We start from the raw sequence: 22,596 nt of genomic DNA, 5'->3' as shown, positions 1-22,596 counted from the left end.
AATCTAGGTTTATGTTGGACTATTTGCCTTCGACGTACTCACTCATGCAATCTATCACTATCTCCTTGATTGCTGCTTTTGGAGACATTTTTAATAACCATCTGATAGTATTTAAAATGTCCTCTTTTTGAATCATGTCGTGGGGTTGATAGGGTGTAGCCGCTTGTTGAGCCATATTCGTATCAACCCAACTCGGACAGATAGCCGTGACTTTGATTCCATGCTTGATTAGCTCAAAGTGAATAGCTTCAGTTAACCCGAAAAAGGCATACTTAGAAGCACTGTATACACCCCAATCCGGTTCAGCACCTTTAGCAGTGATGCAGACTAAATTTACTATCTGACCAAATCCTTGCCGTTTCATGATGGGAACAACAGCTTGGAGAAAATAAAAACCTGCTTTCAAATTAATTGACAGGATTCTGTCAAATTCGTCAATTGACACGTCAAGGGTTCCCTCTGTCCATGCTCCTGCATTATTGAAAAATAGATCGATACGTCCCCATACCTTGTCAATTTCTGCAACAACTTTGTGTACAGAATCGCGCTCAGTAATGTCAATTGCAAACAGTAGTGGTTGTGAGTCAGGATGCAAATCGAGTGCAGCAATTTCTGAAGCAACGGCTTGCAAATTTTCAGCAGATCGCGCAACAAGAGCGAGACGAAAACCGTCTTCAATCAAGCCAAAAGCTACTGTTCTCCCAATTCCTCGGCTAGCACCCGTCACCACTGCAACTTTTTGCTCAATCATTTATCTCTTTTCTGTTTATAGGGTAAAGTACCGACGAAAATACAAGCTACTGCATAATATTGGTAAGATTCACTGGCGATCGCATCTACACTTTATTCTTTAACAACTGCAAGAACAGTATTAGGTGGTAGCTGTTGAAGATGCCAGTCGGTAATTTCTTCACCTAGTATCAGAATAGGAATACCTGGAGGAACTTGTTTAAAACAACAACAACTTATCATACCTTTAGCTTGCTCAAGTAAAAGCTTTTTCTTCTTGCCAAAAAAAGCCTCTCTTGGTGAACAGCGTATCACCGGAGTGCGAACCAAAAAATGTTCATCAAACACCTGTCTCTGTTCTTTACCAGCAATAATTTGATAAATTTCTTCAATAACTTGAGTGACATAGACAAAATCATTATCAGTATTTTGAAAGGAAAAAATTAGTAATACTCCTCTTTGATTTGAATATTCATAGTCAATGCCATGTTCACCAATTAAGTCACCAATTTCATCACCTGTTGCGCGATCGCTATACAGATACAACTTTAATGGATCGCTAACTTGAGAATCATAGGTTAAGACATTTCCCCAATTATCCAGCAGACATCGACAAAAGGTTTAGCCGAAGATATTTGACGAGGACGAATATTTAATAAAGAAGACCAGACAGGCTTTCTGTCTGTTTCTAGAAAACTGCATTCAAACACCAGCTTCTGTTCGCGGACTGCGGTTAAGATGATTCGGATCGGTATTCCAGGTAGTCCCGTTTCTCCAATTCGATGAGCAATTTCACTCCAAACTCGTTTTTTTGGAGGACATTCAATTTCAAAATCTTTCGTAAAAACTTGCGACACAATTAAACTCACTAAATAATCCCAAGTGTTATTTATATCTTAAATTGACGATTAATTTCTATTTTTTCCTTAAATTTAGTATCTACTAAAGAAGTAAAAAAGAGTTTTATGCCTTGCCCCAGATGAATTTGAAGTCGATGACCCGAAACTTGGACGACTCTGAATTTATCTGGGGCAAAATTTACAATGCGCTCTTGCGCTGCCACACATCCGATATCCTTGGTCTAGGTTGAACGTATGAATCCGAGAAGCTTCAGCAAGAAGTTCTTAAACCTTTGTGGCTATCTTGGCTTGGCAGCTTTGCACGAAACTAGCGCTCCCCCATGCCCTATGTCCGACCGATCGCGAGTGATGTTTAATTAGCCGACCTACTTAATAGCTTGTGTTAGTGTTGCTTTGCCTATGTCTTGAGAAGTATTTTAAGTAGTATTTGGGCATAAATAGCTAAAACAAAGCAGTGATAATTTAAAAACGCTTATTGGCTTGAATTTAATCGTTGTAACTCCAATTTTTTATAGATAACATGTAAATAAGTTACTAATAAGCTTCTCACACTGTATTTGGCATAAGTTTTTTTATGGACATTCAGTTAATCAACATCGGTTTTGGCAATATCGTGTCTGCCAATCGAGTAGTTGCTATTGTCAGTCCAGAGTCTGCCCCGATTAAGCGGATTATTACTGACGCAAGAGACAGAGGTCAACTGATTGACGCGACTTATGGTCGTCGCACTAGAGCTGTAATTATCACAGATTCCAGCCATGTGATTCTCTCAGCGATTCAACCGGAAACGGTAGCAAATCGCTTTGTAGTTTCCCGCGAGCATCAAGTTGTAGATAATTGATTGGGGGTGGGTTGAAAGCCCCACCCCTATTTGCGCCATATCAGCAGTAATATGTGAATTAGACAAGTTTTCTGTCACCCATGCTACCAATTCTTTAGTCTATACTCGCTCTCGCGAATGACTAATGAATAATGTCTATCGATTAATTCACAAGTTGAGCGGATGATGCAAGTTTTATCCATCCAGAATGGTGCTACTACCAAAGAATGCCCCCCTCTGGGCAGGCTGATTGTTTTAACAGGTCCTAGTGGTGTCGGCAAAGGCACACTCATGCGATCGCTTCTACAGCGTCATCCGGAGCTATACTATTCAGTATCCGTGACGACTCGTTCTCCCCGCCCTGGAGAAATCGACGGCAAAAATTATTACTTTATTAGCCGTAACAAATTTGAACAATTGGTTGCTCAAGGTGAATTCCTAGAGTGGGCGGAATTTGCGGGTAACTATTACGGCACTCCTCGTGAAGCGGTACTTAAGCAAATTCGCGCTGGTAAGACGGTTGTGCTAGAAATTGAGTTGGAAGGGGCACGACAAATCCGCGCTTCTTTCCCTAGCGCCCTCAGCATATTTATTCTACCGCCTTCATTTGAAGAGTTAGAGCAACGGATACGCAATCGCGGACAGGATTCAGAAGAAGCGATCGCCCGTCGTCTGCAATGTGCCCAAGAAGAAATTAAAGCCGCTGAAGAATTTGATATTCAAATTGTGAATGACGATTTGGAGACCGCTGTAAATGCGATCGCTGCTGCTTTATTTGGTTAACAGAACACATTTAAACCACGAAGGAATTGTTTTTCACCCCAACAAATAAAGGACACAAAGAAAAAGTTAACCTTTCCTTTGTGTCCTTATCTTATTCACACTGTCATTTGACTAATGACTAAACTAACCGCCGAATAAACTTTGAATTAGTTCGATATTAGAAGCCACAAGGTAAGCAACTACTGCACCACCAAGACCACCGATTAAGAAAGCACTGCCAAAGTTACTCCAGCCTTCTTTAGTTTTAAAAGAATCTGGAGGATTGGGTACAGTGACGGTGGCAACTGGTTGGGGAGGATTGCTATTAGCGTACAGAGAAAGGGTACCAGTCAGAATCACAATAAAGCTTAAGGTTGCTAGTAACCCAGCTAAGTTGGCATTATCTGTATTCCGCAGGGGACCCAATTTGGCAAAGGGACCAAATATCCAGTAACCATGAGCCATACCAACTTCTAGCCCTCGTCTGAAGGTAGTTATACCTGGGCGATAGGCGGGCAAGGCATTAATGTACCACTTGACCAGTCCAGAAGCATTAATCGGCGTTTCTAGATTTCCCCGCTGCGGATCGCGCCATTCTGGAAAGACAACCTCGTTATTTCTCGGATCGCTAGGACGATTTTTTGATGCGTCTATTGCTTGCGCCATATTTTGTCTTTGCCTCTAAATAAGATGCTTGATTATTTATTATTAGTAATAATTGTGTCTAAATATGATTTTTCACAGCGAAGTTTAGAAAAGTTAATTAAGCAAGCATATATAGAGATATCAAAATTGTATGCTGTTGACAGCATTACCAGTTTCCCAAAATTAATTTGTTAGCAGTTAGTAGTTAGTAGTTAATTGACAACTAACTACTAACTGCTAACAAAATTGTTTAATTGCGTCGATTATGGCATCGGGTGGAAAAGTAAGTCGGGGAACAAGTTGTTAAATACAATCCACACAACGGCAACAAAAATCAAATGAGCGAACAGTAAAACTGGTGCTAGGGAAAGATATTTAAGGAAATAGTTCTGCTGCATGAATCATTCTCCCAAATAAGTAAAATTGAGGTGTATTGTTAGCGTGGTGAAATGGGGATTTCGGTATCTTTAGCTGTCAATTCGCCCGAAAGCAATTCTTTCAGGGCGGCTAGGGGCCAAGTAAAGCCTGACAGCATTAGTGAAAATGCCTTTGGCACTTCGATCATGATTTCCTTTCTTTCTACGTCCCCACCTTCTTTCTTGACGGCTTGTAGATAGGCGCGACCTACCCAACCAATCCAACCTGCGATATACAAAAAGAGAATGCCCGGTATTATAAAGTCACCAGCGCGATCTATACGACCATCGACTATCAGATGAGGTAAACCTTCTGGACCACACATAGCTTGGGCATAACGCTCAAATCGCTTTTGCCCGGAGGCAGGGTCTGAGGTAGTGTTACGCGCCTCTGCTGCCCGTTGTAGAAAAGCAGGAGAGTCCTTGCAGGGTACAAGGTCAGCCCCTAACGCTTTTGCTGGCGGGGCAAAATTGAACATTAGACAAATCGCCAAAACCAAAGTAAACAATCGTCTCATTGAGTTGTTTCCTTTTATTACGAAACAAAAAGTTTTTGTACAAAACGAAGCGGCTTGTACAGTGTTTATCACCATAACTAGGAAGTCATCATACTCTTGCCTGGGAACCGAGTAAAGTTTAAGTAAATAAAAGTTAAAGCTTCGACATCAAGTCTCAATTAACCATAATCCTGTCATGGCAACCGTTTTAGCTATAGAAACCAGCTGCGATGAAACTGCCGTAGCAATTGTAAACAATCGTCAAGTTTGTAGTAGTATTGTTGCCTCGCAAATTCCGGTTCATCAGCAGTATGGCGGGGTAGTACCAGAAGTGGCATCCCGCCAGCATCTAGAAACGATAAATCAGGCGATCGCTCAAGCCCTCGAACAAGCAAAACTAGATTGGGAAAAAATCGACGGCATTGCCGCAACTTGTGCCCCCGGACTCGTGGGAGCGCTCTTAGTGGGGTTAACTGCCGCCAAAACCCTGGCAATAATACACAATAAGCCATTTTTAGGAGTTCACCACCTTGAAGGTCATATTTACGCGACTTACCTAAGCGAGCCAACTATCAAGCCTCCTTTTCTTAGCTTACTGGTTTCCGGCGGACACACAAGCTTGATTTATGTCAAAGATTGTGGTAGATACGAAACTCTAGGACAAACTCGCGATGATGCGGCAGGTGAAGCTTTTGATAAAGTAGCGCGGTTGTTAAAGTTGGGCTATCCCGGTGGACCGATGATTGATAAACTGGCGCAGTCAGGCAATCCGCAAGCCTTTGTTTTGCCAGAAGGAAAAGTTTCCTTACCGGGTGGGGGGTATCATCGCTATGATTCGAGTTTTAGCGGATTAAAAACGGCAGTACAGCGACTAGTGCAACAATTCGAGAAAAATGGCGAGCAAGTACCTGTAGCCGATATTGCGGCGAGTTTTCAAGAAACCGTAGCGCGATCGCTTACCAAAAGAGCGATCGCCTGTGCCCTTGACTACGATCTGAAAATTATCGCCGTCGGTGGAGGGGTAGCCGCCAACAGCGGTTTGAGGAAACATTTACAAGCAACCGCCTGTGAGCGTAACCTGCGCGTGTTATTTCCCCCAATGAAATATTGCACCGATAACGCCGCCATGATAGGCTGTACAGCCTCAGAGCATCTAGCCCTTGGTCATATTTCGCCACTTACCCTAAGCGTTCAATCAAGACTGTCGCTTACCCAAGTCATGGATTTATATCAAATCGGGTAAAGAGGAAAGGGGACAAGGGGGACAGGGGGACAAGGGGGACAAGAGGACAGGGGGACAAGGCGACAAGGAGAAATCTGCTTTTCCTATCTCCCCCATCCCCCCCTCTCCTTGTCTCCCTGTCTCCCCCTCCCCCCCTCCCCCTTGTCCCCCTTGTCCCCCTCCTGACTCCTAACTCCTAACTATTGACCGAATGTGATTGGCAACCGCATTTGGCTGCTCTAACATAGCCAAGTGTCCGCAATCAGGAATTTCAATCACATTGTCACCAGAGTATTGGAATAAAGCATGAAAGCTAGCTAAATGGCGAACATACTTTGGTTCCATAATTTTATCTTCCGCACCAGCTAAGAAATAAACTGGTTGTTTAATTTTGGATACCAACTGGGGTAAGCGGTTAATTTCTTCCTCAGTTGTTGAGTCTAGCAGCGTTCCTAGAGCAGCTTCCGGGTCAGCCACAACAAAATCAATCACCCTTTGACGTGCCCAAAAGCGATCCAAAGGACGTGCCACAGTATCTCTAGTAAACAGTAAATCAATCAAAGGTACTTGGCACAACCACCTCGGACGGATTTGCAAAAGCCGCTGACCTGTTGAGCGAAATTGCTCAAAAGCTTCTTTGAGATAAATTCCACCACCTGCGTTAATACAGATGACACCCTTAACGCGATCGAGCATTTGTGCCGCACCCCAAAGAGCGATCGTGCCTCCTAAAGAATGACCAATTAGCCAAGCACTGGTAATATTCATCTGTTGCAGAAGAAGCGCTAAATCCTGAGCATAAGCAGCTGGAGTATAAACAGAATCGAACGGATAGCCAACTTGACAACGGTCATTGTCAGTTAGGCTCAAACTAGATGTGTCTTCGCGACTAAAATCAATTTTTGCCTCAGGCTGGGACTCACCAAACCCACGCAAATCATAAGACAGGCACTGGAAATCAACTGATAAGTGAGAAATCACAGGTTGCCAGTATCCACGGCTATTGAGCCAACCGTGGATAAAAACTAAAGCATGGGGGTAGGTCGTGGGAGCCGTTAGCTCGTATGCGTGTGGAACGCCCAATATTTCAATCCTTGCCATAATTCCATCGTACCCTTAAGGGCGGGCGCGACTAAATACGAGCGAGGAGCGTGGATAGTGGGTAGTGGGTAGTGGGAGCGTGGTTAACCGTCAACACTCCAACGCTCCAACTAACTCCCAACAACTAACTCCTAACTCCTAACTCCTAACTACTAACTTCTAACTACTAACCACTAACAACCTAACTTTTTTCATTTTCCCATTAACCTCTGTCGCACCCCTTCGGCAATTTTGTTACCTAGATATTCAGGAATCAGGCTTTCATTGGGTCCCAACAAGTAAAGAATAAGGCGTGTACGTCCGCGCCAAACCAGTAAATTCGCATTTACCACCAGCAAGTCTTCCTGCCAAATGGCGTACATCACTTTGTAGAATAATCCCGGTTGGTTATCAGCTTCAATAACTAAGGCAGGGAGATGAAAGACCGGATCGACATAGAATTCGGTTTGTACTTGTTCTAAGCCGGCATCAAGGTTGAATTCTACTGCTAGCATTTCTTCTACCTCAAACCGACCTCCTAAAGCCTCGCGAACAGCACGGCAGACGTTTTCGGCGGTTTTCTCGGTCAAAGCTTTACTGCCACGAGACACCAACAGTTTCATAAAAACCAACATCGGCGGTCGGATCTGACCGTATAGACTTAAACCGTGGATAGTCAGCCCATAAGCTGCCAGCACACCAAAAATATCACTGAGGAGAAAAGATTGGTTGCGGTAGGCAAAATGCAGGGCACTTTTGCTACCTTCCGGTTTCAACTCAATAACCGCGCGTCTGGTTTTATAAAGACGGTAGGCTAGCCGCAAATTTTGCAGTTGAATCTCACTGCTAACAAATTGCTCATAAAACTGGGGAAACGCTCGGTTAAAGCGTTTTAAAAGTTCCAGGGTCGAAGATTTTAAACCAGAAGCCATTTTGGGGTTAAGACTCGCTCTTATTCGTCGCCAAGGGACGCTTGGACTGGGGGATAGGGGGATGGGGGAGCAGGGGGAGCAGGGGGAGCAGGGGACAGGGGGACAAGGGGAGCCAGCGCCGTGCGGAGGTTCCCTCCGTTGAGGCGACTGGCACTGGACTTGGCAAATAATTCTTTTTTCCCAATGCCCAATGCCCAATGCCCAATTACCAATTGACTCTCATATCCTTCGGTTTTGGTTAATTTCTCCTAGGCTCTACAACAAAATGCTAAAGTTGAAAATGATTGGTGTGAAACACGCCCTGACTGGCTAAACCAATTGAAAATCCCAAAAACACTAGAAAAATTTTCAGTGTGAGGGGTTGCAAATGGGTAGCGAGATTCATTCCGTGGGTCAACACTGTTTCAATGGAAACCAATTCAGTTATACTACCCGAACCACGTTGGCATGGGTTTTTGGAAAACTTGGTTTAGTACTCCCGAAACTGTAGCGTCATCTAGGACAAACTCGTTTGAAGAGATGAGCGCGGAAGTTGTAGGCAATTCTAGCTCCAATGGCGTTGGCGATGCTCCTCCGAAGGAGACTCGCATCGTTTTTAGTACAGAGCGAGATATTGACTTGTATGAGCTAGAAGAACTCTGTGATGCCGTCGGTTGGTCGCGTCGTCCTTTGAGAAAAGTGAAAAAAGCGATCGAGCATAGTTTTCTCGTAGCCACAATGTGGCAAGTACGAGGAACCCAACGACGGCTGATTGGTTTTGCCCGTGCTACCTCAGACCACGCTTTTAATGCCACTATTTGGGATGTGGTAGTTCACCCGGACTTTCAAGCTAAAGGACTGGGTAAAGCACTGATGAAGTACGTACTCAAAAAACTCCGAAGTGAAGAGATTAGCAATGTCACTCTCTTCGCTGACCCTCATGTTGTCGATTTCTATCGGACTATGGGCTTTGTTGCCGATCCTGAAGGTATCAAAGGCATGTTTTGGTATCCTCAGTAATCCCTGATATAAATAAATATGCTTGCTGACCAAAAGTAAGTTATGATGGTAAAAGCCTATTTTTATCATAGAACTAGGTTTGTTTAACTTATTTCTCGGTGTAAAGACAAATTTTTGTATTTGCATTTGACAAATTATTTGCAAAATAGTTTGACGATGAAATAAATTAACTAAGCAACCAGAAAATCTGATAAGATGTCATAGTTGCTCTGCAAAAGCAAAAATATGGTAACGTTACCAAAGTTTTGCTTTTAAACAAAGCAATTATGTCAAATTCATGCTTAACCACTATATAAAGTGGATTAATATAACCGGGATGTAGCGCAGCTTGGTAGCGCGCCTGCTTTGGGAGCAGGATGCCGCAGGTTCAAATCCTGTCATCCCGATTTTATAATGCGAATCATAAAACCCTAGATTTATTAGCAGAATCTAGGGTTTTTATGATTTTTTATTAAAAAATAAAAACTTCCTGAGAGTTTTACTAAAGATTGAGTAAAGGTTCTCGAAAAAAACGTATTACTTTTATAGTTATGCCTAAATAAAATTACTTATAATATTTGGCGAAATCTATGATATGAGCTTATTGTGATCAAGTTTTCTGTTAAGTGGGCGGTAAATGTTGCTTTTTTATAGTTGTCAAAATAAGCACATATAAAAAATAAAGTGATGGAACGATCCATTAGGCAATGGTGTCAACTATCCTCAGAAAAGACAATAAAATGGCATTTATCGCCTTAAAGGTAGAGGACATTTTTCGCTGCTTGTAGAAAGCCTAATTTTTCACGGTATGTGGATTCATGATGTAGGGGTATAGAGGTGTTAATTTTTGTGAGATTTTCTTACATGGGGAATTTTTCAGATTCCTCCTACACCCGTATCTATTAGAGAGTTTCCAGATTTTGTGCAATTAAGGTAGAAAACGGCAGCAATCAATGCGTCTAGAGCATTATTCCTTTGAAAAGCAAGGCGAAATTAAGAAAACAACGCTGTCAATTGGCGAAGACGATACTATAACTAAAACAAGTTGGTTCTGTGCCAATCCAACCAAAGTCTCGACTTAATTAAAGTATTGATGCGAGGAAAAGTCATGAAATCATTGGTTCGCTGGGGCGCAACATTAGGATTAATCGGGAGTACACTGCTGGGAACGGTATTTGTGGGAAATGTCCCAGTGCTGGCATTGACAGAACAACAAGTCAAAGAGAAACTCGATTCAGTACCGGTTTATTTAATTACTAACTCCCAAGGTTTACCTTTAAGCCGTCCTCTTCCACAAGGTAATAACGGGCAAAAATCCACTGGTTCTGTAACTGGTGTTTATCTAAGTCGGCAGGAGGCTCAATCGTTTATTAAAGAATTACAGAATGTTAAAGGCAAAGACCCGAAAATGGATGAAGTGGTCAAAAGCCTACAAGTGACGGCAGTGCCTTTAGGGGTAATTTATCAGCAATTGCAACAAAGCAAAAATCAGCCAAACCGCCTTCTATTTGCCTTTAAACCTGTAGATACGGAGGTGAAGGGGGCAATGGACTTACTGCGTCAAAGCGGTCAGCAAGTAAATCAATTTAAAAGCGTGCCTGTTTTTGCTGTCAGGTTTTCACCAGAACAAGGATATGTACCAATTCAACTCAAAGCTGACAATCAGCAACTTATTCCTTTGTTTTTAAGCAAGCAAGATGCACAAGGTTTGTTGAATCAGGTGAAGTCAAAGTATCCTAAAGCTGATATCCAGGTAATAGATGTAGACGGTGTAATTAAAACTTTGCAAGATAAAAACGATAACTGGCTCTCGCAAGTTGTCTTAGTACCATCCCCAGAGTCGAGAGAATATATCAAGACACTTCCCAGAGAAGGGAATAAGCCTGCTACTCCAGCTGGTGGCGGCAATAAGCCTGCTGCTACTCCCAAGCGTCCTTAACGCTTTCGGCATGGTGGATAAGCAGCCAAATCTAGTTTCTGGTTTACAACTTTGGCAGTGGCGCAATGCAGCAATCAAGGCAGCGATCGCCACTGATGTTTCATCATCTGAGGTAGATTGGTTACTACAAGAGGTAGCTGGTTTAGACCGCTTGGCATTGCGTTTGGAATCTTTTAAAGATTCCTATGCGATCGCTCTAAAATTACCTTTAGAAGATTTAGAGCATCTTTGGCAGAGACGATTAAATGACCGCTTGCCAGTGCAGTACATTGCTGGAGTTACACCTTGGCGACAGTTTCAAATCGCGGTGTCGAATGCGGTTTTGATTCCCAGACCAGAAACTGAGTATTTAATTGATTTGGCTGTGGCTGCAAGCTTGGCAAATCCGCTTTTACAGCAAGGTCACTGGGCGGATTTGGGGACTGGTAGTGGTGCGATCGCTTTAGGATTAGCAGATGTCTTTAGGACAGCAACGATTCATGCTGTTGATTGCAGTTCAGATGCTTTGGCGATCGCTAGGGCAAACGCTTTAAATTCCGGTTTGGCTGACCGCATTCGCTTTTATCAAGGTTCTTGGTGGGAGCCGTTAGAATTGCTCAAAGGTCAGTTTAGCGGCATGGTGTCAAATCCGCCTTATATCCCCACCAGCACCGTATCTACGCTACAACCAGAAGTAGTTGACCATGAACCACATCTAGCTCTGGATGGGGGTGCTGACGGCTTAGATTGCATCCGCCATTTGATAGATATTTCTCCCGCTTATTTACGACCTGGTGGCGTATGGTTAATTGAGATGATGGCAGGACAAGCGGATGCGGTGCGGGAAATGTTGCTTAATCAAGGTAGCTATTGCAATGAAGTTGAAATTCATGCTGATTTAGCGGGAATTGAACGCTTTGCCGTTGCAAGAGTGTTGCTAAATAGATACAAGTAGGTGAGAAAGTGTTGCGTAAGTCCTGGATTTTAAGAGCTGAGGTGAAAAATCAAGTTTTCCCCAAACTCAGAGGGAATTTTTATCATCTCACCTTGGTCACCCAGGCGCTTACGCGCCTCAAAAAATGCTTGCTCCATACCTTGAGTGTAATTCAGCAAAAGGAGCTCGTGTTCAAACTGCACGCGACTTTCTATTTCATCTACTAATAGTCGTTTCCATTTATCGATCATTCCCCATTTCACTCCCACACTCGGCATGACCATCACACATAAGGGCACAAGTTCCTGTTCCACAGGTCTTATACTTTTCTCTAGCACACTAAGCCACAAGTAAGCCTGGAACATATCTAAGTCCCGAAGACAAGAGTGTGCTACATCTGGATCGCTCAATCCACCTCTTAGGCTACGATGATCGGGAAATAATTGTAAAAGTCGGCAGTAAACTGTTGAACCAATCTCAGGAGCCAGAGGCAACATTTGCTCAACTAAAGTTAAGGCTGGAGAACCGAGTTGATGTTTAGCGGCAGCTGCACAGACTCGCTGCCAGGGGATAGCGACTTGTTCTTCAACAAACTTTAAGTAGGGACACAGCAGAACTTTCTCCACTGATGTCAACTGATTAATAAGTAACTTGTTACTGAAATTGAATAGCGTAGTCAGAAAGCCAACGACGCGCCAATCCTTTGCCGTTACGTGTTGATCCTGATATTTCAGTAATAATTGTTGTAGTTCATTTGCCAGCTTTTCTATATTTGGTATCGCCGATAACGAAAGAGAAACCTGGTTAGAAACATTTCCTGTTGACATTTGTGTCGTTATAGGAGTGACAACCATACCAGACTGCTGTTGGTAAATGTCCAGTACTTTCTCATACACTTGGCAGGCAAATTGATTTATTCGCTGCCCCAAGTGAGAATCAATAATGTCAGGAATATATTCATACAGAGATTTCGGCTGTGTCCCTGCTTGATGGTTTGTGCCATATAATACATTATTCACTAATTTAGCTGCGGTTAAGCCTCGAGCTTCTGGTGAAGCTGCTTTCATCAATTCTCCATAGAACTTGGGATTTTTGGATAGAGAAGATACGTCAACTGTATAACGCTCTGCCCAAAGCTTAACCAAGCGCTCAACCGAGGGACATTTAGAAGTGTTAGTGGATAGCAGCATAAATTAAGTTCCAATTAGCAAGAGAAAATAATTTACACAAAATTTTATAACTGTACGGGTGTAATTATTGTGTTGTTTGTATAAAGTATCCAGGTAAAAAATAGTATTGCGATGTAGTTCGTCGTGTTAAAGGCAGAATTGCGATCGCTTCGGGTTAATATGACACAAGTTTCTTTAGTAGACCTTATTGCTGGTGCCCGCGCTGGCTTTTTAGTGAGCTTTCCTACAGATACTGTTCCCGCACTCGCAGCGCTACCAGAAAAAGCAGAATTAATTTTTGCAGCGAAGCAACGCAGCCTAGATAAACCTTTGATTTTGATGGCAGCAGATGTAGAGGATTTGTGGTCTTATGTTGTAGGTAGTGATGAAGAGTATAAAATTTGGCGCTCAGTTATGGATAAGTATTTGCCGGGAGCGTTGACATTGGTGTTACCAGCGTCGGGGTGTGTGCCAAAAAGAATGAATCCTACAGACTCGATGACAATTGGGATACGAGTGCCGAACAGTGCGATCGCTCAAACTATTTTGGCGCAAACAGGTCCCCTTGCCACTACAAGCGCTAATGTGTCAGGTCAACCTGCTTTGCAGACAATGACAGAAATTGCGGCTCAGTTTCCCGATGTTCTGACTTTAACAGAAACAGAATGCCAGGGAGAAATACCAGGAATCGGTGTACCTTCGACTGTTGCTAAATGGACTGGGACAAATTGGCAAATTTTACGTCAAGGTGCAGTGAACTTAGAGTTTTGACACTTGAATAAAAAGTTTAAGACTAAGTAGCCAAAATCTCTGATTTGGCAGTATACATTTTTTTAGTATATTTTTTTACTTAATTTTATTTTGACTCCTGAATTCTGATTTATCTAATATTTTTGGGCTAAATTTTGGCAATCGGAAGTTAGAATTTCCCCAAGTAAGTCAGAATCAAGGAGTATGCTGAGTGATAGGAATAGAGCAGTTTTGTCAAATGGGTGCTGAATATAAAAACTGCTGATTTTTCTCTCAAATTTCAAATAAATCACAAAACAGAAAAATCTTTACCTATAGCTTCTTGTTTGGCGGACTAAAAACTTGGGAATTTTGCTTCGCTTTTCTTGATGGTTAATTAATAACTTGATATTGCCAAATTTATGGATTGGAGCAACTGGGTATATTTGGGAGTGGGAATAGCATTGGGGCTGAGTTTGAGTGCGTTATTTGCACGACGCCAAACGTCCTCTAGCTTGAATGTAGTGCTTGAGAAACAAGATGTATCAGCACTTGAGCAAGAAATGAAGCGTCTAATGCTGGCGTATCAAATGGCAAGGGAAATGAGCCAGTTTAAAGCGGGATTTTTAGCACGGACTACCCATGAATTGCGATCGCCTCTTAATGGTCTAATTGGTTTACATCAGTTAATTTTGTCAGATTTATGTGAAGATGCGGCGGAGGAACGAGAATTTATCGCCCAAGCTCACGAACGTGCGCTCAAGCTACTCAAGTTAATTGATGAAATTCTCAAAGTCTCCAGGACTGAATACGGCAACAACAAATTAGATATTCAACCCCAATGTTTAGCGGAAGTTTTGCAGGAAGTTCATAGCTTAACTTATATGCTGGCGGCAAATCGCAATTTTACCTTGCAACTTTTGCCACCCGATCCAGAAATTTATGTTTTGGCAGATCCGCGCTGGCTAAGGCAAGTATTGCTAAATTTAGTAGATACTTCGATTACTCAGATGGAAGAAGGTAGTATTTCTATTTCAACTGCTTCTTCACCTACAAGTAAATTTATTCATATTTGCTTGGATGTGCCAACTAATGCTATCCCTACTAGTGAGCCAATAGATTTAATTAAATCTGAATATAAACTGCCTGATACTGACAAGCAAAATGCTTTTTTTTCGCCGGGAATGAGGCTATTACTAAATCAAACTTTGTTGGAAGTGATGGGGGGAAAGTTGGAAATAGTTTCTCCCGTCACCGATGAAGCAAATGAGCATTATAGCAGGCTACAACTTTCTATCCCCCTCATGATTCCTGAAGCTGGATTTCCGGAGTCGGCATAAGGTTAGGTTGATTGTATAACACCATCGTGGTGCTGGAATTGCTCTGGAAACCAATTTTTTTGTAGAATCCCTGTTGGTGTGTTGTCATCAGATACACGCGCTCAACTCTGTGCATGTGCGGATGACTCAAAAGAGTTTCTACTAATTTGCTTCCCAGTCCAGTACCGCGATAGTCTGGGTGAATCACAACATCCCAAATTGTGGCACGATAGATACCATCAGAAGTTGCCCTAGCAAAGCCAATTAATCGTTCTTTATCGCGGACGCTAATTACTGGCTGACTGTTAGCAATGGCTATGCCCATATCTTCTATACTCCGCCCTTTTGCCCAGAAAGCAGCAATATTAAATAGCTCTTGAAGTTGGTAAAGGTCAATTTCTGACTTGCGATCGCAAAATTTAATTTGAGTATTATTCATGCCACCGTATCCAATTTTTACAATATATTTGCTATCGTTAACTTTTATTTTTTTCAGATAGCTATAGTAGTATATCTATTGGAAACACATGATACGGGCTATCCTTAAGTCAGATTTTTCTATATATCGCCTGTAGTGTATATATTCCAATTATTTGAAAATTTTCTACTTCAAGGTTTATTGACAAATCCACTTCCACAATGGATGACTCGATCCTTGCTGGCGTATCCGACAAACTTGTTTTTCTAAACGTTGCTGTTCTTGGTGTGGTAAACCCATTAAAATATTCCGACTTTGCCAAACTAAAACAGCAACAGTCATACCGATACAAAAAGCTAAACCAATGGTAGAGAATGGATGATAAAAAAGTCCATATCGCACCGCTACCCAGGTAAAATATTGTCGCCACAGAACAATTTCTTCACGCAAAGACCACAAGCAAATCGGCGCAAGGGTGAGCCACAAAAATAGGCAGAACAACCATCTACCATATACTGTCAATCGGTGTAGTTTTTCTACTTGTAGAACAAAAGATGCATCTGTTATTGGCGGTTTTTCAAATTGATCCATAGGCTAGGGGAAGGGGAGGAGGGGGGGAGGGGGAGATGGGGGGACAAGGGGGACTCTTTGGAGACTGATGACTTTTAACTCTTGACTCTTGACTCTTGACTCTTGACTCTTGACTCTTGACTAATTTTCACCTTTATGCATCCATTGGTTCTGTGGTGGCTGTGGGTGTGGATGAACCGGTGCGTTCTCGCCACCAAGCTAAAAGAGTACTGGCGATGAAAATACTCGAATAAGCGCCCATTGTAAAGCCAATAATCAAGGCTAGGGCAAAGTTATGCAAAGTTTCGCCGCCAAAGAAAAAGATAGCAAATAATGTCAGCAACACGGTTAAGGTGGTGTTAATTGACCGTGCTAAGGTTTGGTTTACTGCATCGTCTACAATCTCGCTAATTGGTCGATTCGGATTAGTTTTGACGGTTTCGCGAATGCGATCGTAAATGACTACGGTATCATTCACTGAAAAACCTGTAATTGTTAGTAGGGCGACAATGAACAGACTATCAACTTCAGTGCCAAATATCAAACCCAAAATCGAGAACGCACCTACTGTAATCAAGATGTCGTGAAATAAAGCAATAATCGCAAAAATGGCATAGTCTAACTGAAAGCGGAAGTTCATGTAGACGGTGATGCCAACAAAGGAAACGAGGAGAGCTAATAAACCAGACCTAAATAGTTCTTGCCCTAGTGTAGGACCTACGGAGTCAATTTGATTTTTTTGCGGGTCAAAAACGCCGATTTTTTCGCTTAAGGCGTTTTGTAATTTGGTGCGTTGATCGACAGTCAAATCTTTTGTGCGAATTGTTACGCCATTATCACCAGCAAGTTGAATGCTGCTATCGCCTAATCCCTGTTCTTTGGCTACTTCCCGAACAGCGGCAATATCAATTGGTTTGTCACAATTACCGGGTCTTGTACAATCGCGTTCAAATTGCAAGCGCGTACCACCGATAAAATCTAAACTGGGACGCAGGGGTGCTTTAATTCCCGGAGTTTGCCAGGAAATCACCATTGAGATGATACCACTGAGGATGATGGCACAAGAAACAGTCCACCAAAGCGATCGCGATTTATTTATACTAAGTTTCATTGAGCTACCTCTGCCTTATTCGACGCTGGCAGGTTAGGAGAGTAAAGTTCTGGCTTCTTCAATGTAGGAATTGAAATTGCCAAAAACATCAGTGTACGACTACAGGTAATCGCTGTAAACATACTAACTGCCACACCCAAAGCCAGAGTCAGGGCAAAGCCTTTGACTAACCCAGACCCCAGCCAGAACAAAGCAGCACAAGCAATCCATGTGGTCACGTTACTATCTAAAATACTAGAAAATGCTCGGTAAAAACCAGATTCTACAGAACGATACAGCTTTTTACCTGATTGTAATTCTTCCCGCGTGCGCTCAAAAATTAGTACGTTAGCGTCAACCGCCATCCCAATACTAAGAATAAATCCGGCAATTCCTGGCAGTGTGAGAGTAACGCCCAACAAAGCAAAGCTAGCCCAAGTTAGCAAAGAGTAGATAACTAACGCTATGTCGGCAATCAATCCTGGTAGTCTATAGTACACCACCATAAAAATTAATACTAAACTCAGACCACCGATGCCAGCATAAATACTGCGTTGAATGCTGTCTTTACCCAAAGTTGCACCGACTGTGCGTCTTTCGGCGATTTCTACTGGTACAGGTAATGCGCCTCCCCGTAGCTGCACACCTAAGTCGTTTGCTTCTTGAGCGGTAAATCTACCTGTAATTACCGCAGCACCACCGGTAATACCTGCGGCAGCAAATTCTGGACCGACGGTAGGAGCGCTAATCGCTTCATTATCCAAAAATATACCAATACTGCGACCAGTACCGGCGAGGTTTTTTGTCAGTTGGGCAAATAATTCCCCACCCTTAGTATCAAAGCGAATGGCAACATTCCAGTTGTTGCCTTGAGTCGGTTCGCCATAGGCATCTTTGAGAAATTTACCAGTTAAAGGCGGGTTGGTACTTTCAAATAATTCAGCGATCGCTTGATTATTATTTTGTAACTCTTCTTTATTTTTCGCAATAGCCGCTGCGTCTTTAGTTTTGATCAATTCTTGTTGTTTTGCCTTCAATTCTTCTCGCGATCTTTGAAAAGCAAACAATTGAGTTTCCGTACCGGGTTTTTGTAGACGAAATTCTAGCTGCGCTGTACCTCCCAGAACTCGTTCAGCTTGTTCTGGATCGTTAACTCCCGGTAGTTGCACAAGAATTTTGTCTGAACCCACCGTTTGAATCACCGGTTCAGAAACACCCAAACCGTTGATACGTCCTTCAACTACTCTTTTCACAGCTTCCAGTTCGCGTTCGGTGATTTGCTTAATCTCCGCTGTTGGTTTCACCTGAATTGTGAGCTGTGAACCTCCGCGTAAATCCAGCCCCAAGGGAATCGGAATTGTAGCAATCACCGTAATCGCGGCAATTACCATAACTAAAATCAAGGCTAATAGCGATCGCTGTCTTTGCATACCATAACTCGCAACTGACAAAGGCTATGATAGCGCTATTTTACCCTTGTTATGACTTAAGAGTTATGAGTCAAGAGTCAACGGTCAACGGTCAACGGTCAACGGTCAAGAGTCAACGGTCAAGAGTCAATGGTCAAGATTAGTTTCTTTTGACTCTTGACTTTTGACTCTTGACTCTTGACTAATTCCTCAAACTCGCAAAGCTACCATTTTTTCTACGGCTTCGACTATTTGCTCTGGTTGAACAATTGTTAAGCGCTCTAAATTGCCATTGTAAGGTGTGGGAATATCTTGGGAAGAAAGCCGCAAGACTGGCGCATCTAATTCATCAAACAGGCGATCGTTAATTGAAGCAATTAATTCTGCGGCTATACCACCAGTTCGCATTGCTTCTTCGACAATAATGACTTTATGAGTTTTCCGCACGGATTCACCGATAGTATCCATATCCAGCGGTTTCAGGGATATCAAGTCAATTACTTCTGGGTCATAACCTTGTTTTTCCAGAACTTTCACTGCTTGGGCTACATGATACCGCATCCGTGAATAAGTGATGATTGTCACATCTTTCCCAGGACGGACAATTTCTGCTTTATCTAGTGGCAGTAAATATTCTTCTTCTGGCAGGTCTTCTTTCAAGTTGTAAAGCAGAACGTGTTCAAAGAACAATACCGGGTTATCATCGCGGATAGCTGATTTCAGCAATCCTTTCGCGTTGTAAGGTGTAGAGCAAGTAACAATTTTTAAGCCAGGAACAGCTTGAAAGTATGTTTCTAATCGCTGGGAATGTTCTGCCCCTAGTTGCCGTCCTACGCCTCCTGGACCGCGAATTACCATCGGTATTTTAAAGTTACCGCCGGAAGTATAGCGCAGCATCCCGGCGTTATTAGATATTTGGTTAAAGGCTAGCAGCAAAAAGCCCATGTTCATGCCTTCGATTATCGGTCTTAAACCGGTCATCGCTGCGCCTACTGCCATTCCCGTAAAGCTGTTTTCGGCAATGGGGGTGTCAAGAATTCGCAGTTCACCGTATTTTTGATATAGGTCTTTGGTAACTTTGTAAGACCCGCCATAATGTCCTACGTCTTCACCGAGAACGAATACGCTTTTGTCGCGTGCCATTTCTTCGTCAATGGCTTCTCGTAGGGCGTTGAAGAATAAAGTTTCTGCCATTTAAATCTTTAATACAATTCTTGTTTTAGAATCTTATCGCGCCACTGGGAAAAATACAGTTAGCGATCGCACTACTTGAGTAAGATACCGCTTTCCTATCAAGCAAATAGCACCCTTAATCCGGCGTGTTCCCTTTCCTACTCTTGCACAATCTCATACAAATCTTCGATCAACACAATCATTCGTCCGTGCCAACTTATGTAAGGCAGTAACGTCAACTGTTGCCAAGGAAAGGAGAACGTGCATAAACCTTTATAGCACTGTAACCTACCCCAAAGCGATCGCAAACTTCTTTTAAAGTCCAACCTTTTTCTGCGGCATACTCTTTTATCCGCAACTTCACCAATCCCATGCTTGACAACAGGTAGGTATGTACCCTTGAATCTAAATAGTTAAGTACAAAAAGCGATCGCCTGATAAGTTTTGCTCGTCAAGCGATCGCCTGAATAACATTAAATCTAATTTTATGATAACAATAATTAAGCAATCAAACGAAATTAATCCTTATATCGAGATTCGTGATTGAGGCAGTGGCTGGTGCTTCTCAACATCGATGCTGCTAAAATTAAAGAAATCCGTTTGTGGAGATATATGATTTTGGTGGTGGCTGACGGGATGAGTAGATTTGTCAGTTACGCCGAAATTCCGCCAATTTTAGGAGTTGCACCTTTTACGTTCAAAGATTTTCACAGCTTGGTGCAAGCGTTGGTGCAAGCTAAAAACTAATGATGTTTCAGATTTTTGGTGTCAGTTTTACGCCCAAAAATTTGGGCAAAGTAACGACGAACGAAGAATTAAAACTATGGGGGCAATTAATTGCTACCATTAAGTTTGCTTTGTCACAAAAAGTTATACAGGCGTTGCAAAGCTTGTATGACGTTGTAATTTTGTAGTAGGCACTTCAGTGCCTAGAAAATAAGCGTTTCAACGCTTACTACGATAAAATATTAAGTTTTGTTTAACAGATGTGGTGAGTCAGACACTTGAGTTACCTGATTATTATCTGGAAAGCGTTTTGGTCTTCCGGGTTTGCGCTTGTGTCGTTGATTAATTGACTTTTCGCTTGCTTGTGCTAACTCTTCAGGTGTACATTTAAAAAGGCGCAAAGCGTCTAAAAATTTTTTTGGTGTCATTGTTGGTTCTGTACGCCCAGCTTCCCAGTTGCGAACACTTGTTTCACTGATTGCAAGTCTGAAGGCAACTTCAGCACGGCTTAGTCCTGCACGCTCTCTCAGGACTTGCATATCCATATTCTCATATCTCCTTTAAAAAGTTCTCAAACTGGTTTATTAAATCAATTGACGTGAAAATGCCAATTGAAAAAAGATTAACTATATTCTTTATAAGCGATCGCCTACCAGTCTGGCAAAAGAAGCAACGCTCCACTTCTGTAGTATCTCGTAGGAAGCTTTTAATTATAACATGGGCATTGGGCATTGGGCATTGGGCATTGGGAATAGGTAATAGAAAGAAATTGTCCCCCTTGTCTTTTTGTCTCCCCATTCCCCATTACCCATTACCCATTACCCATTACCCATTACCCATTACCCATTACCCATTCCCTATTATTTTTCTAACCACCGCGCCGCGTCTTTGGCGTGGTAGGTCAAAATTAAGTCAGCGCCGGCGCGTTTAAATCCGGTTAAAGTTTCCATAACCACGCGCTGTTCGTCAATCCAGCCGTTGAGGGCAGCGGCTTTAACCATCGCATACTCACCGGAAACATTGTAAGCAGCAACGGGTAAGTTACAAGCTTGTTTCACGCGCCAGATAATGTCCATGTATGCCAAAGCTGGCTTAACCATGAGCATATCAGCACCTTCAGCGATATCAAGTTCAATTTCTTTAATCGCTTCTTTGGCGTTACCTGGGTCCATTTGGTAAGTACGTCTGTCGCCAAATTGCGGTGTAGAATCTGCGGCATCGCGAAAAGGACCATAATAAGCCGAAGCATACTTAGCAGCATACGACATAATCGGCGTATCTTGAAATCCAGCTTCATCTAAACCTGCGCGAATTGCTTGGACAAATCCATCCATCATTCCCGAAGGTGCGATGATGTCCGCACCGGCTTTGACTTGCGATACTGCTGTTTTCTTGAGTAATTCTAAAGTCGGATCGTTCAAAACCCTTCCTGTCAAATCACCAACTTGCAAATAACCGCAGTGACCGTGACTGGTATACTCACACAGACAAGTATCAGCGATGACAATCAAATCTGGTACTGCTTCTTTTACAGCAGTTGCAGCTTTTTGGACAATACCGCAATCATGCCATGCACCCGTAGCATCGACATCTTTATCTGCGGGAATCCCAAATAAAATAATCGCGGGGATTCCTAAGTCATAAACTTCTTTGGCTTCTTCAACAATTTTGTCTACCGAAAGTTGATAAACTCCCGGCATTGATTTGACTTCATTCGCGATTCCCTCACCTGGTACAGCAAACAGAGGGTAAATTAAATCACTTGTATTCAGAACAGTTTCACGTACCATTCGACGCAATTGAGAATGGGTACGCAAGCGGCGAGGGCGATGTTGAGGAAACATAGCGTTTTTTCAAGATTTACCTAATTTTTGAGGCGATCGCGCGTTGGCGCAGCCTCACCCCATGAAGTATGGTAAACCCCCATATGAACTAAATTGTCAAAATATTATCAAAGGTTAACAGCATGGGGCAATGGGCAATTGTTTAATGGGCAATGGGCAATTGTTTAATGGGCAATGGGCAATTGTTTAATGCGAACGTGAGAATAAAGTCAAATCTTTTTCCCATACCCCATGCCCCATGCCCCATGCCCCATGCCCCATGCCCCATGCCCTTTGAAGAGGGGGAAAGGGGAAAGGGGAAAGGGAAAATGTTGAAATATTTTCACTTCTCTTCGACTGATTTTATATGACTCCAT

The 22,596-nt window shown here is 42.6% G+C and carries 27 protein-coding genes, 1 tRNA gene and 1 pseudogene; 10 read left to right on the top strand and 19 right to left on the bottom strand.

The window, feature by feature from the left end:
* Positions 1-19: 19 nt before the first annotated feature.
* The 4 genes from PI95_RS23240 to PI95_RS23225 form a co-directional block, all read right to left on the bottom strand.
* The gene (locus PI95_RS23240; protein WP_063842392.1) at positions 20-751 is read right to left on the bottom strand and encodes an SDR family oxidoreductase; all 732 of its coding nucleotides are present in this window, start codon (positions 749-751) and stop codon (positions 20-22) included.
* Between the two features lie 92 nt (positions 752-843).
* Positions 844-1,275, bottom strand: coding sequence for an aminotransferase class I/II-fold pyridoxal phosphate-dependent enzyme (locus PI95_RS23235; RefSeq protein WP_052325250.1), 432 nt, complete (start codon positions 1,273-1,275; stop codon positions 844-846).
* Positions 1,276-1,307: 32 nt separating this feature from the next.
* Entirely contained in the window at positions 1,308-1,598 is a 291-nt protein-coding gene (locus PI95_RS23230; RefSeq protein ID WP_039748223.1) for a hypothetical protein, read from the bottom strand.
* 20 nt (positions 1,599-1,618) lie between these two features.
* Positions 1,619-1,792 carry a hypothetical protein gene (locus tag PI95_RS23225; protein ID WP_163519119.1) on the bottom strand — a complete coding sequence of 58 codons (174 nt, stop codon included), beginning with the start codon at positions 1,790-1,792 and terminating at the stop codon, positions 1,619-1,621.
* A 371-nt stretch (positions 1,793-2,163) separates the two neighbouring features.
* Here PI95_RS23225 and remA point away from each other — a divergent pair, with 371 nt between their 5' ends.
* Positions 2,164-2,430 carry an extracellular matrix/biofilm regulator RemA gene (gene remA, locus PI95_RS23220; protein ID WP_039748225.1) on the top strand — a complete coding sequence of 89 codons (267 nt, stop codon included), beginning with the start codon at positions 2,164-2,166 and terminating at the stop codon, positions 2,428-2,430.
* A 162-nt stretch (positions 2,431-2,592) separates the two neighbouring features.
* Positions 2,593-3,192 carry a guanylate kinase gene (gene gmk / locus PI95_RS23215; protein ID WP_039748227.1) on the top strand — a complete coding sequence of 200 codons (600 nt, stop codon included), beginning with the start codon at positions 2,593-2,595 and terminating at the stop codon, positions 3,190-3,192.
* A 123-nt stretch (positions 3,193-3,315) separates the two neighbouring features.
* On the opposite strand, the gene PI95_RS23210 is transcribed toward gmk, so the two are convergent.
* From PI95_RS23210 to PI95_RS23200, 3 genes are all read right to left on the bottom strand, one after another.
* Positions 3,316-3,837, bottom strand: coding sequence for a photosystem I reaction center subunit XI (locus PI95_RS23210; protein WP_039748229.1), 522 nt, complete (start codon positions 3,835-3,837; stop codon positions 3,316-3,318).
* Positions 3,838-4,079: 242 nt separating this feature from the next.
* The gene (locus PI95_RS23205; protein ID WP_089125795.1) at positions 4,080-4,214 is read right to left on the bottom strand and encodes a Photosystem I reaction center subunit IX; all 135 of its coding nucleotides are present in this window, start codon (positions 4,212-4,214) and stop codon (positions 4,080-4,082) included.
* 38 nt (positions 4,215-4,252) lie between these two features.
* Positions 4,253-4,750 (bottom strand): photosystem I reaction center subunit III, encoded by a 498-nt coding sequence (locus tag PI95_RS23200; RefSeq protein WP_039748231.1) that lies wholly within the window; start codon positions 4,748-4,750, stop codon positions 4,253-4,255.
* Between the two features lie 175 nt (positions 4,751-4,925).
* On the opposite strand from PI95_RS23200, the gene tsaD reads away from it, so the two are divergent.
* Entirely contained in the window at positions 4,926-5,972 is a 1,047-nt protein-coding gene (gene tsaD / locus PI95_RS23195; protein WP_039748233.1) for a tRNA (adenosine(37)-N6)-threonylcarbamoyltransferase complex transferase subunit TsaD, read from the top strand.
* 168 nt (positions 5,973-6,140) lie between these two features.
* Here the strand turns inward: tsaD and PI95_RS23190 are convergent, their stop codons facing one another.
* The 3 genes from PI95_RS23190 to PI95_RS23180 all read right to left on the bottom strand — a co-directional run bounded on the left by PI95_RS23190 (position 6,141) and on the right by PI95_RS23180 (position 8,175).
* Positions 6,141-7,052 (bottom strand): alpha/beta fold hydrolase, encoded by a 912-nt coding sequence (locus PI95_RS23190; protein ID WP_039748235.1) that lies wholly within the window; start codon positions 7,050-7,052, stop codon positions 6,141-6,143.
* 191 nt (positions 7,053-7,243) lie between these two features.
* Positions 7,244-7,963, bottom strand: coding sequence for a hypothetical protein (locus PI95_RS23185; RefSeq protein ID WP_039748237.1), 720 nt, complete (start codon positions 7,961-7,963; stop codon positions 7,244-7,246).
* A gap of 20 nt (positions 7,964-7,983) precedes the next feature.
* Complete coding sequence (locus tag PI95_RS23180; RefSeq protein WP_163519118.1) at positions 7,984-8,175, bottom strand: hypothetical protein; 192 nt, start codon at positions 8,173-8,175, stop codon at positions 7,984-7,986.
* 235 nt (positions 8,176-8,410) lie between these two features.
* Here PI95_RS23180 and PI95_RS23175 point away from each other — a divergent pair, with 235 nt between their 5' ends.
* The 4 genes from PI95_RS23175 to prmC all read left to right on the top strand — a co-directional run bounded on the left by PI95_RS23175 (position 8,411) and on the right by prmC (position 11,814).
* Complete coding sequence (locus PI95_RS23175; RefSeq protein ID WP_039748238.1) at positions 8,411-8,962, top strand: GNAT family N-acetyltransferase; 552 nt, start codon at positions 8,411-8,413, stop codon at positions 8,960-8,962.
* A 312-nt stretch (positions 8,963-9,274) separates the two neighbouring features.
* Positions 9,275-9,348: transfer RNA gene (locus tag PI95_RS23170), tRNA-Pro, on the top strand.
* A 701-nt stretch (positions 9,349-10,049) separates the two neighbouring features.
* The gene (locus tag PI95_RS23165; RefSeq protein WP_039748240.1) at positions 10,050-10,880 is read left to right on the top strand and encodes a Tic22 family protein; all 831 of its coding nucleotides are present in this window, start codon (positions 10,050-10,052) and stop codon (positions 10,878-10,880) included.
* Between the two features lie 10 nt (positions 10,881-10,890).
* Positions 10,891-11,814 (top strand): peptide chain release factor N(5)-glutamine methyltransferase, encoded by a 924-nt coding sequence (gene prmC / locus PI95_RS23160; RefSeq protein WP_039748242.1) that lies wholly within the window; start codon positions 10,891-10,893, stop codon positions 11,812-11,814.
* A 29-nt stretch (positions 11,815-11,843) separates the two neighbouring features.
* Here the strand turns inward: prmC and PI95_RS23155 are convergent, their stop codons facing one another.
* Positions 11,844-12,983: a hypothetical protein gene (locus PI95_RS23155; protein WP_039748244.1), complete on the bottom strand. Its 1,140-nt coding sequence runs from the start codon at positions 12,981-12,983 to the stop codon at positions 11,844-11,846.
* Between the two features lie 159 nt (positions 12,984-13,142).
* On the opposite strand from PI95_RS23155, the gene PI95_RS23150 reads away from it, so the two are divergent.
* Together PI95_RS23150 and PI95_RS23145 are read left to right on the top strand one after the other, a co-directional pair.
* Positions 13,143-13,733 (top strand): L-threonylcarbamoyladenylate synthase, encoded by a 591-nt coding sequence (locus PI95_RS23150; protein ID WP_039748956.1) that lies wholly within the window; start codon positions 13,143-13,145, stop codon positions 13,731-13,733.
* Positions 13,734-14,113: 380 nt separating this feature from the next.
* On the top strand, positions 14,114-15,031 hold the full coding sequence (locus PI95_RS23145) for a sensor histidine kinase (protein WP_039748247.1): 918 nt from the start codon (positions 14,114-14,116) through the stop codon (positions 15,029-15,031).
* Here PI95_RS23145 and PI95_RS23140 read toward each other — a convergent pair.
* The 6 genes and pseudogenes from PI95_RS23140 to PI95_RS23115 all read right to left on the bottom strand — a co-directional run bounded on the left by PI95_RS23140 (position 14,994) and on the right by PI95_RS23115 (position 20,043).
* On the bottom strand, positions 14,994-15,449 hold the full coding sequence (locus PI95_RS23140) for a GNAT family N-acetyltransferase (RefSeq protein WP_039748248.1): 456 nt from the start codon (positions 15,447-15,449) through the stop codon (positions 14,994-14,996). The two genes, PI95_RS23145 and PI95_RS23140, sit on opposite strands and share 38 nt — an antisense overlap.
* Positions 15,450-15,626: 177 nt before the next feature.
* Positions 15,627-16,019: a hypothetical protein gene (locus PI95_RS23135; protein ID WP_039748249.1), complete on the bottom strand. Its 393-nt coding sequence runs from the start codon at positions 16,017-16,019 to the stop codon at positions 15,627-15,629.
* A 133-nt stretch (positions 16,020-16,152) separates the two neighbouring features.
* Positions 16,153-17,109 carry a protein translocase subunit SecF gene (secF, locus tag PI95_RS23130; protein WP_039748250.1) on the bottom strand — a complete coding sequence of 319 codons (957 nt, stop codon included), beginning with the start codon at positions 17,107-17,109 and terminating at the stop codon, positions 16,153-16,155.
* Complete coding sequence (gene secD, locus PI95_RS23125; RefSeq protein ID WP_039748958.1) at positions 17,106-18,518, bottom strand: protein translocase subunit SecD; 1,413 nt, start codon at positions 18,516-18,518, stop codon at positions 17,106-17,108. Before secD ends, secF begins: the two co-directional genes overlap by 4 nt.
* Positions 18,519-18,707: 189 nt before the next feature.
* Entirely contained in the window at positions 18,708-19,691 is a 984-nt protein-coding gene (locus tag PI95_RS23120; RefSeq protein ID WP_039748251.1) for an alpha-ketoacid dehydrogenase subunit beta, read from the bottom strand.
* A gap of 137 nt (positions 19,692-19,828) precedes the next feature.
* Positions 19,829-20,043, bottom strand: a pseudogene (locus tag PI95_RS23115) (helix-turn-helix domain-containing protein).
* 170 nt (positions 20,044-20,213) lie between these two features.
* Between PI95_RS23115 and PI95_RS23110 the strand changes: the two are divergent.
* The gene (locus tag PI95_RS23110; protein ID WP_052325251.1) at positions 20,214-20,417 is read left to right on the top strand and encodes a hypothetical protein; all 204 of its coding nucleotides are present in this window, start codon (positions 20,214-20,216) and stop codon (positions 20,415-20,417) included.
* Between the two features lie 221 nt (positions 20,418-20,638).
* Here PI95_RS23110 and PI95_RS23105 read toward each other — a convergent pair whose 3' ends face one another.
* Together PI95_RS23105 and hemB are read right to left on the bottom strand one after the other, a co-directional pair.
* The gene (locus tag PI95_RS23105; RefSeq protein ID WP_039748252.1) at positions 20,639-20,941 is read right to left on the bottom strand and encodes a helix-turn-helix domain-containing protein; all 303 of its coding nucleotides are present in this window, start codon (positions 20,939-20,941) and stop codon (positions 20,639-20,641) included.
* A 315-nt stretch (positions 20,942-21,256) separates the two neighbouring features.
* Positions 21,257-22,240 (bottom strand): porphobilinogen synthase, encoded by a 984-nt coding sequence (gene hemB / locus PI95_RS23100; protein ID WP_039748254.1) that lies wholly within the window; start codon positions 22,238-22,240, stop codon positions 21,257-21,259.
* Between the last annotated feature and the right edge of the window lie 356 nt (positions 22,241-22,596).

The organism is Hassallia byssoidea VB512170 (assembly GCF_000817785.2).
GTDB lineage: Bacteria > Cyanobacteriota > Cyanobacteriia > Cyanobacteriales > Nostocaceae > Hassallia > Hassallia carrinoi.
Note: the sequence above shows the minus strand (reverse complement) of the source record. Positions and strands in the feature narration are given on the sequence as shown.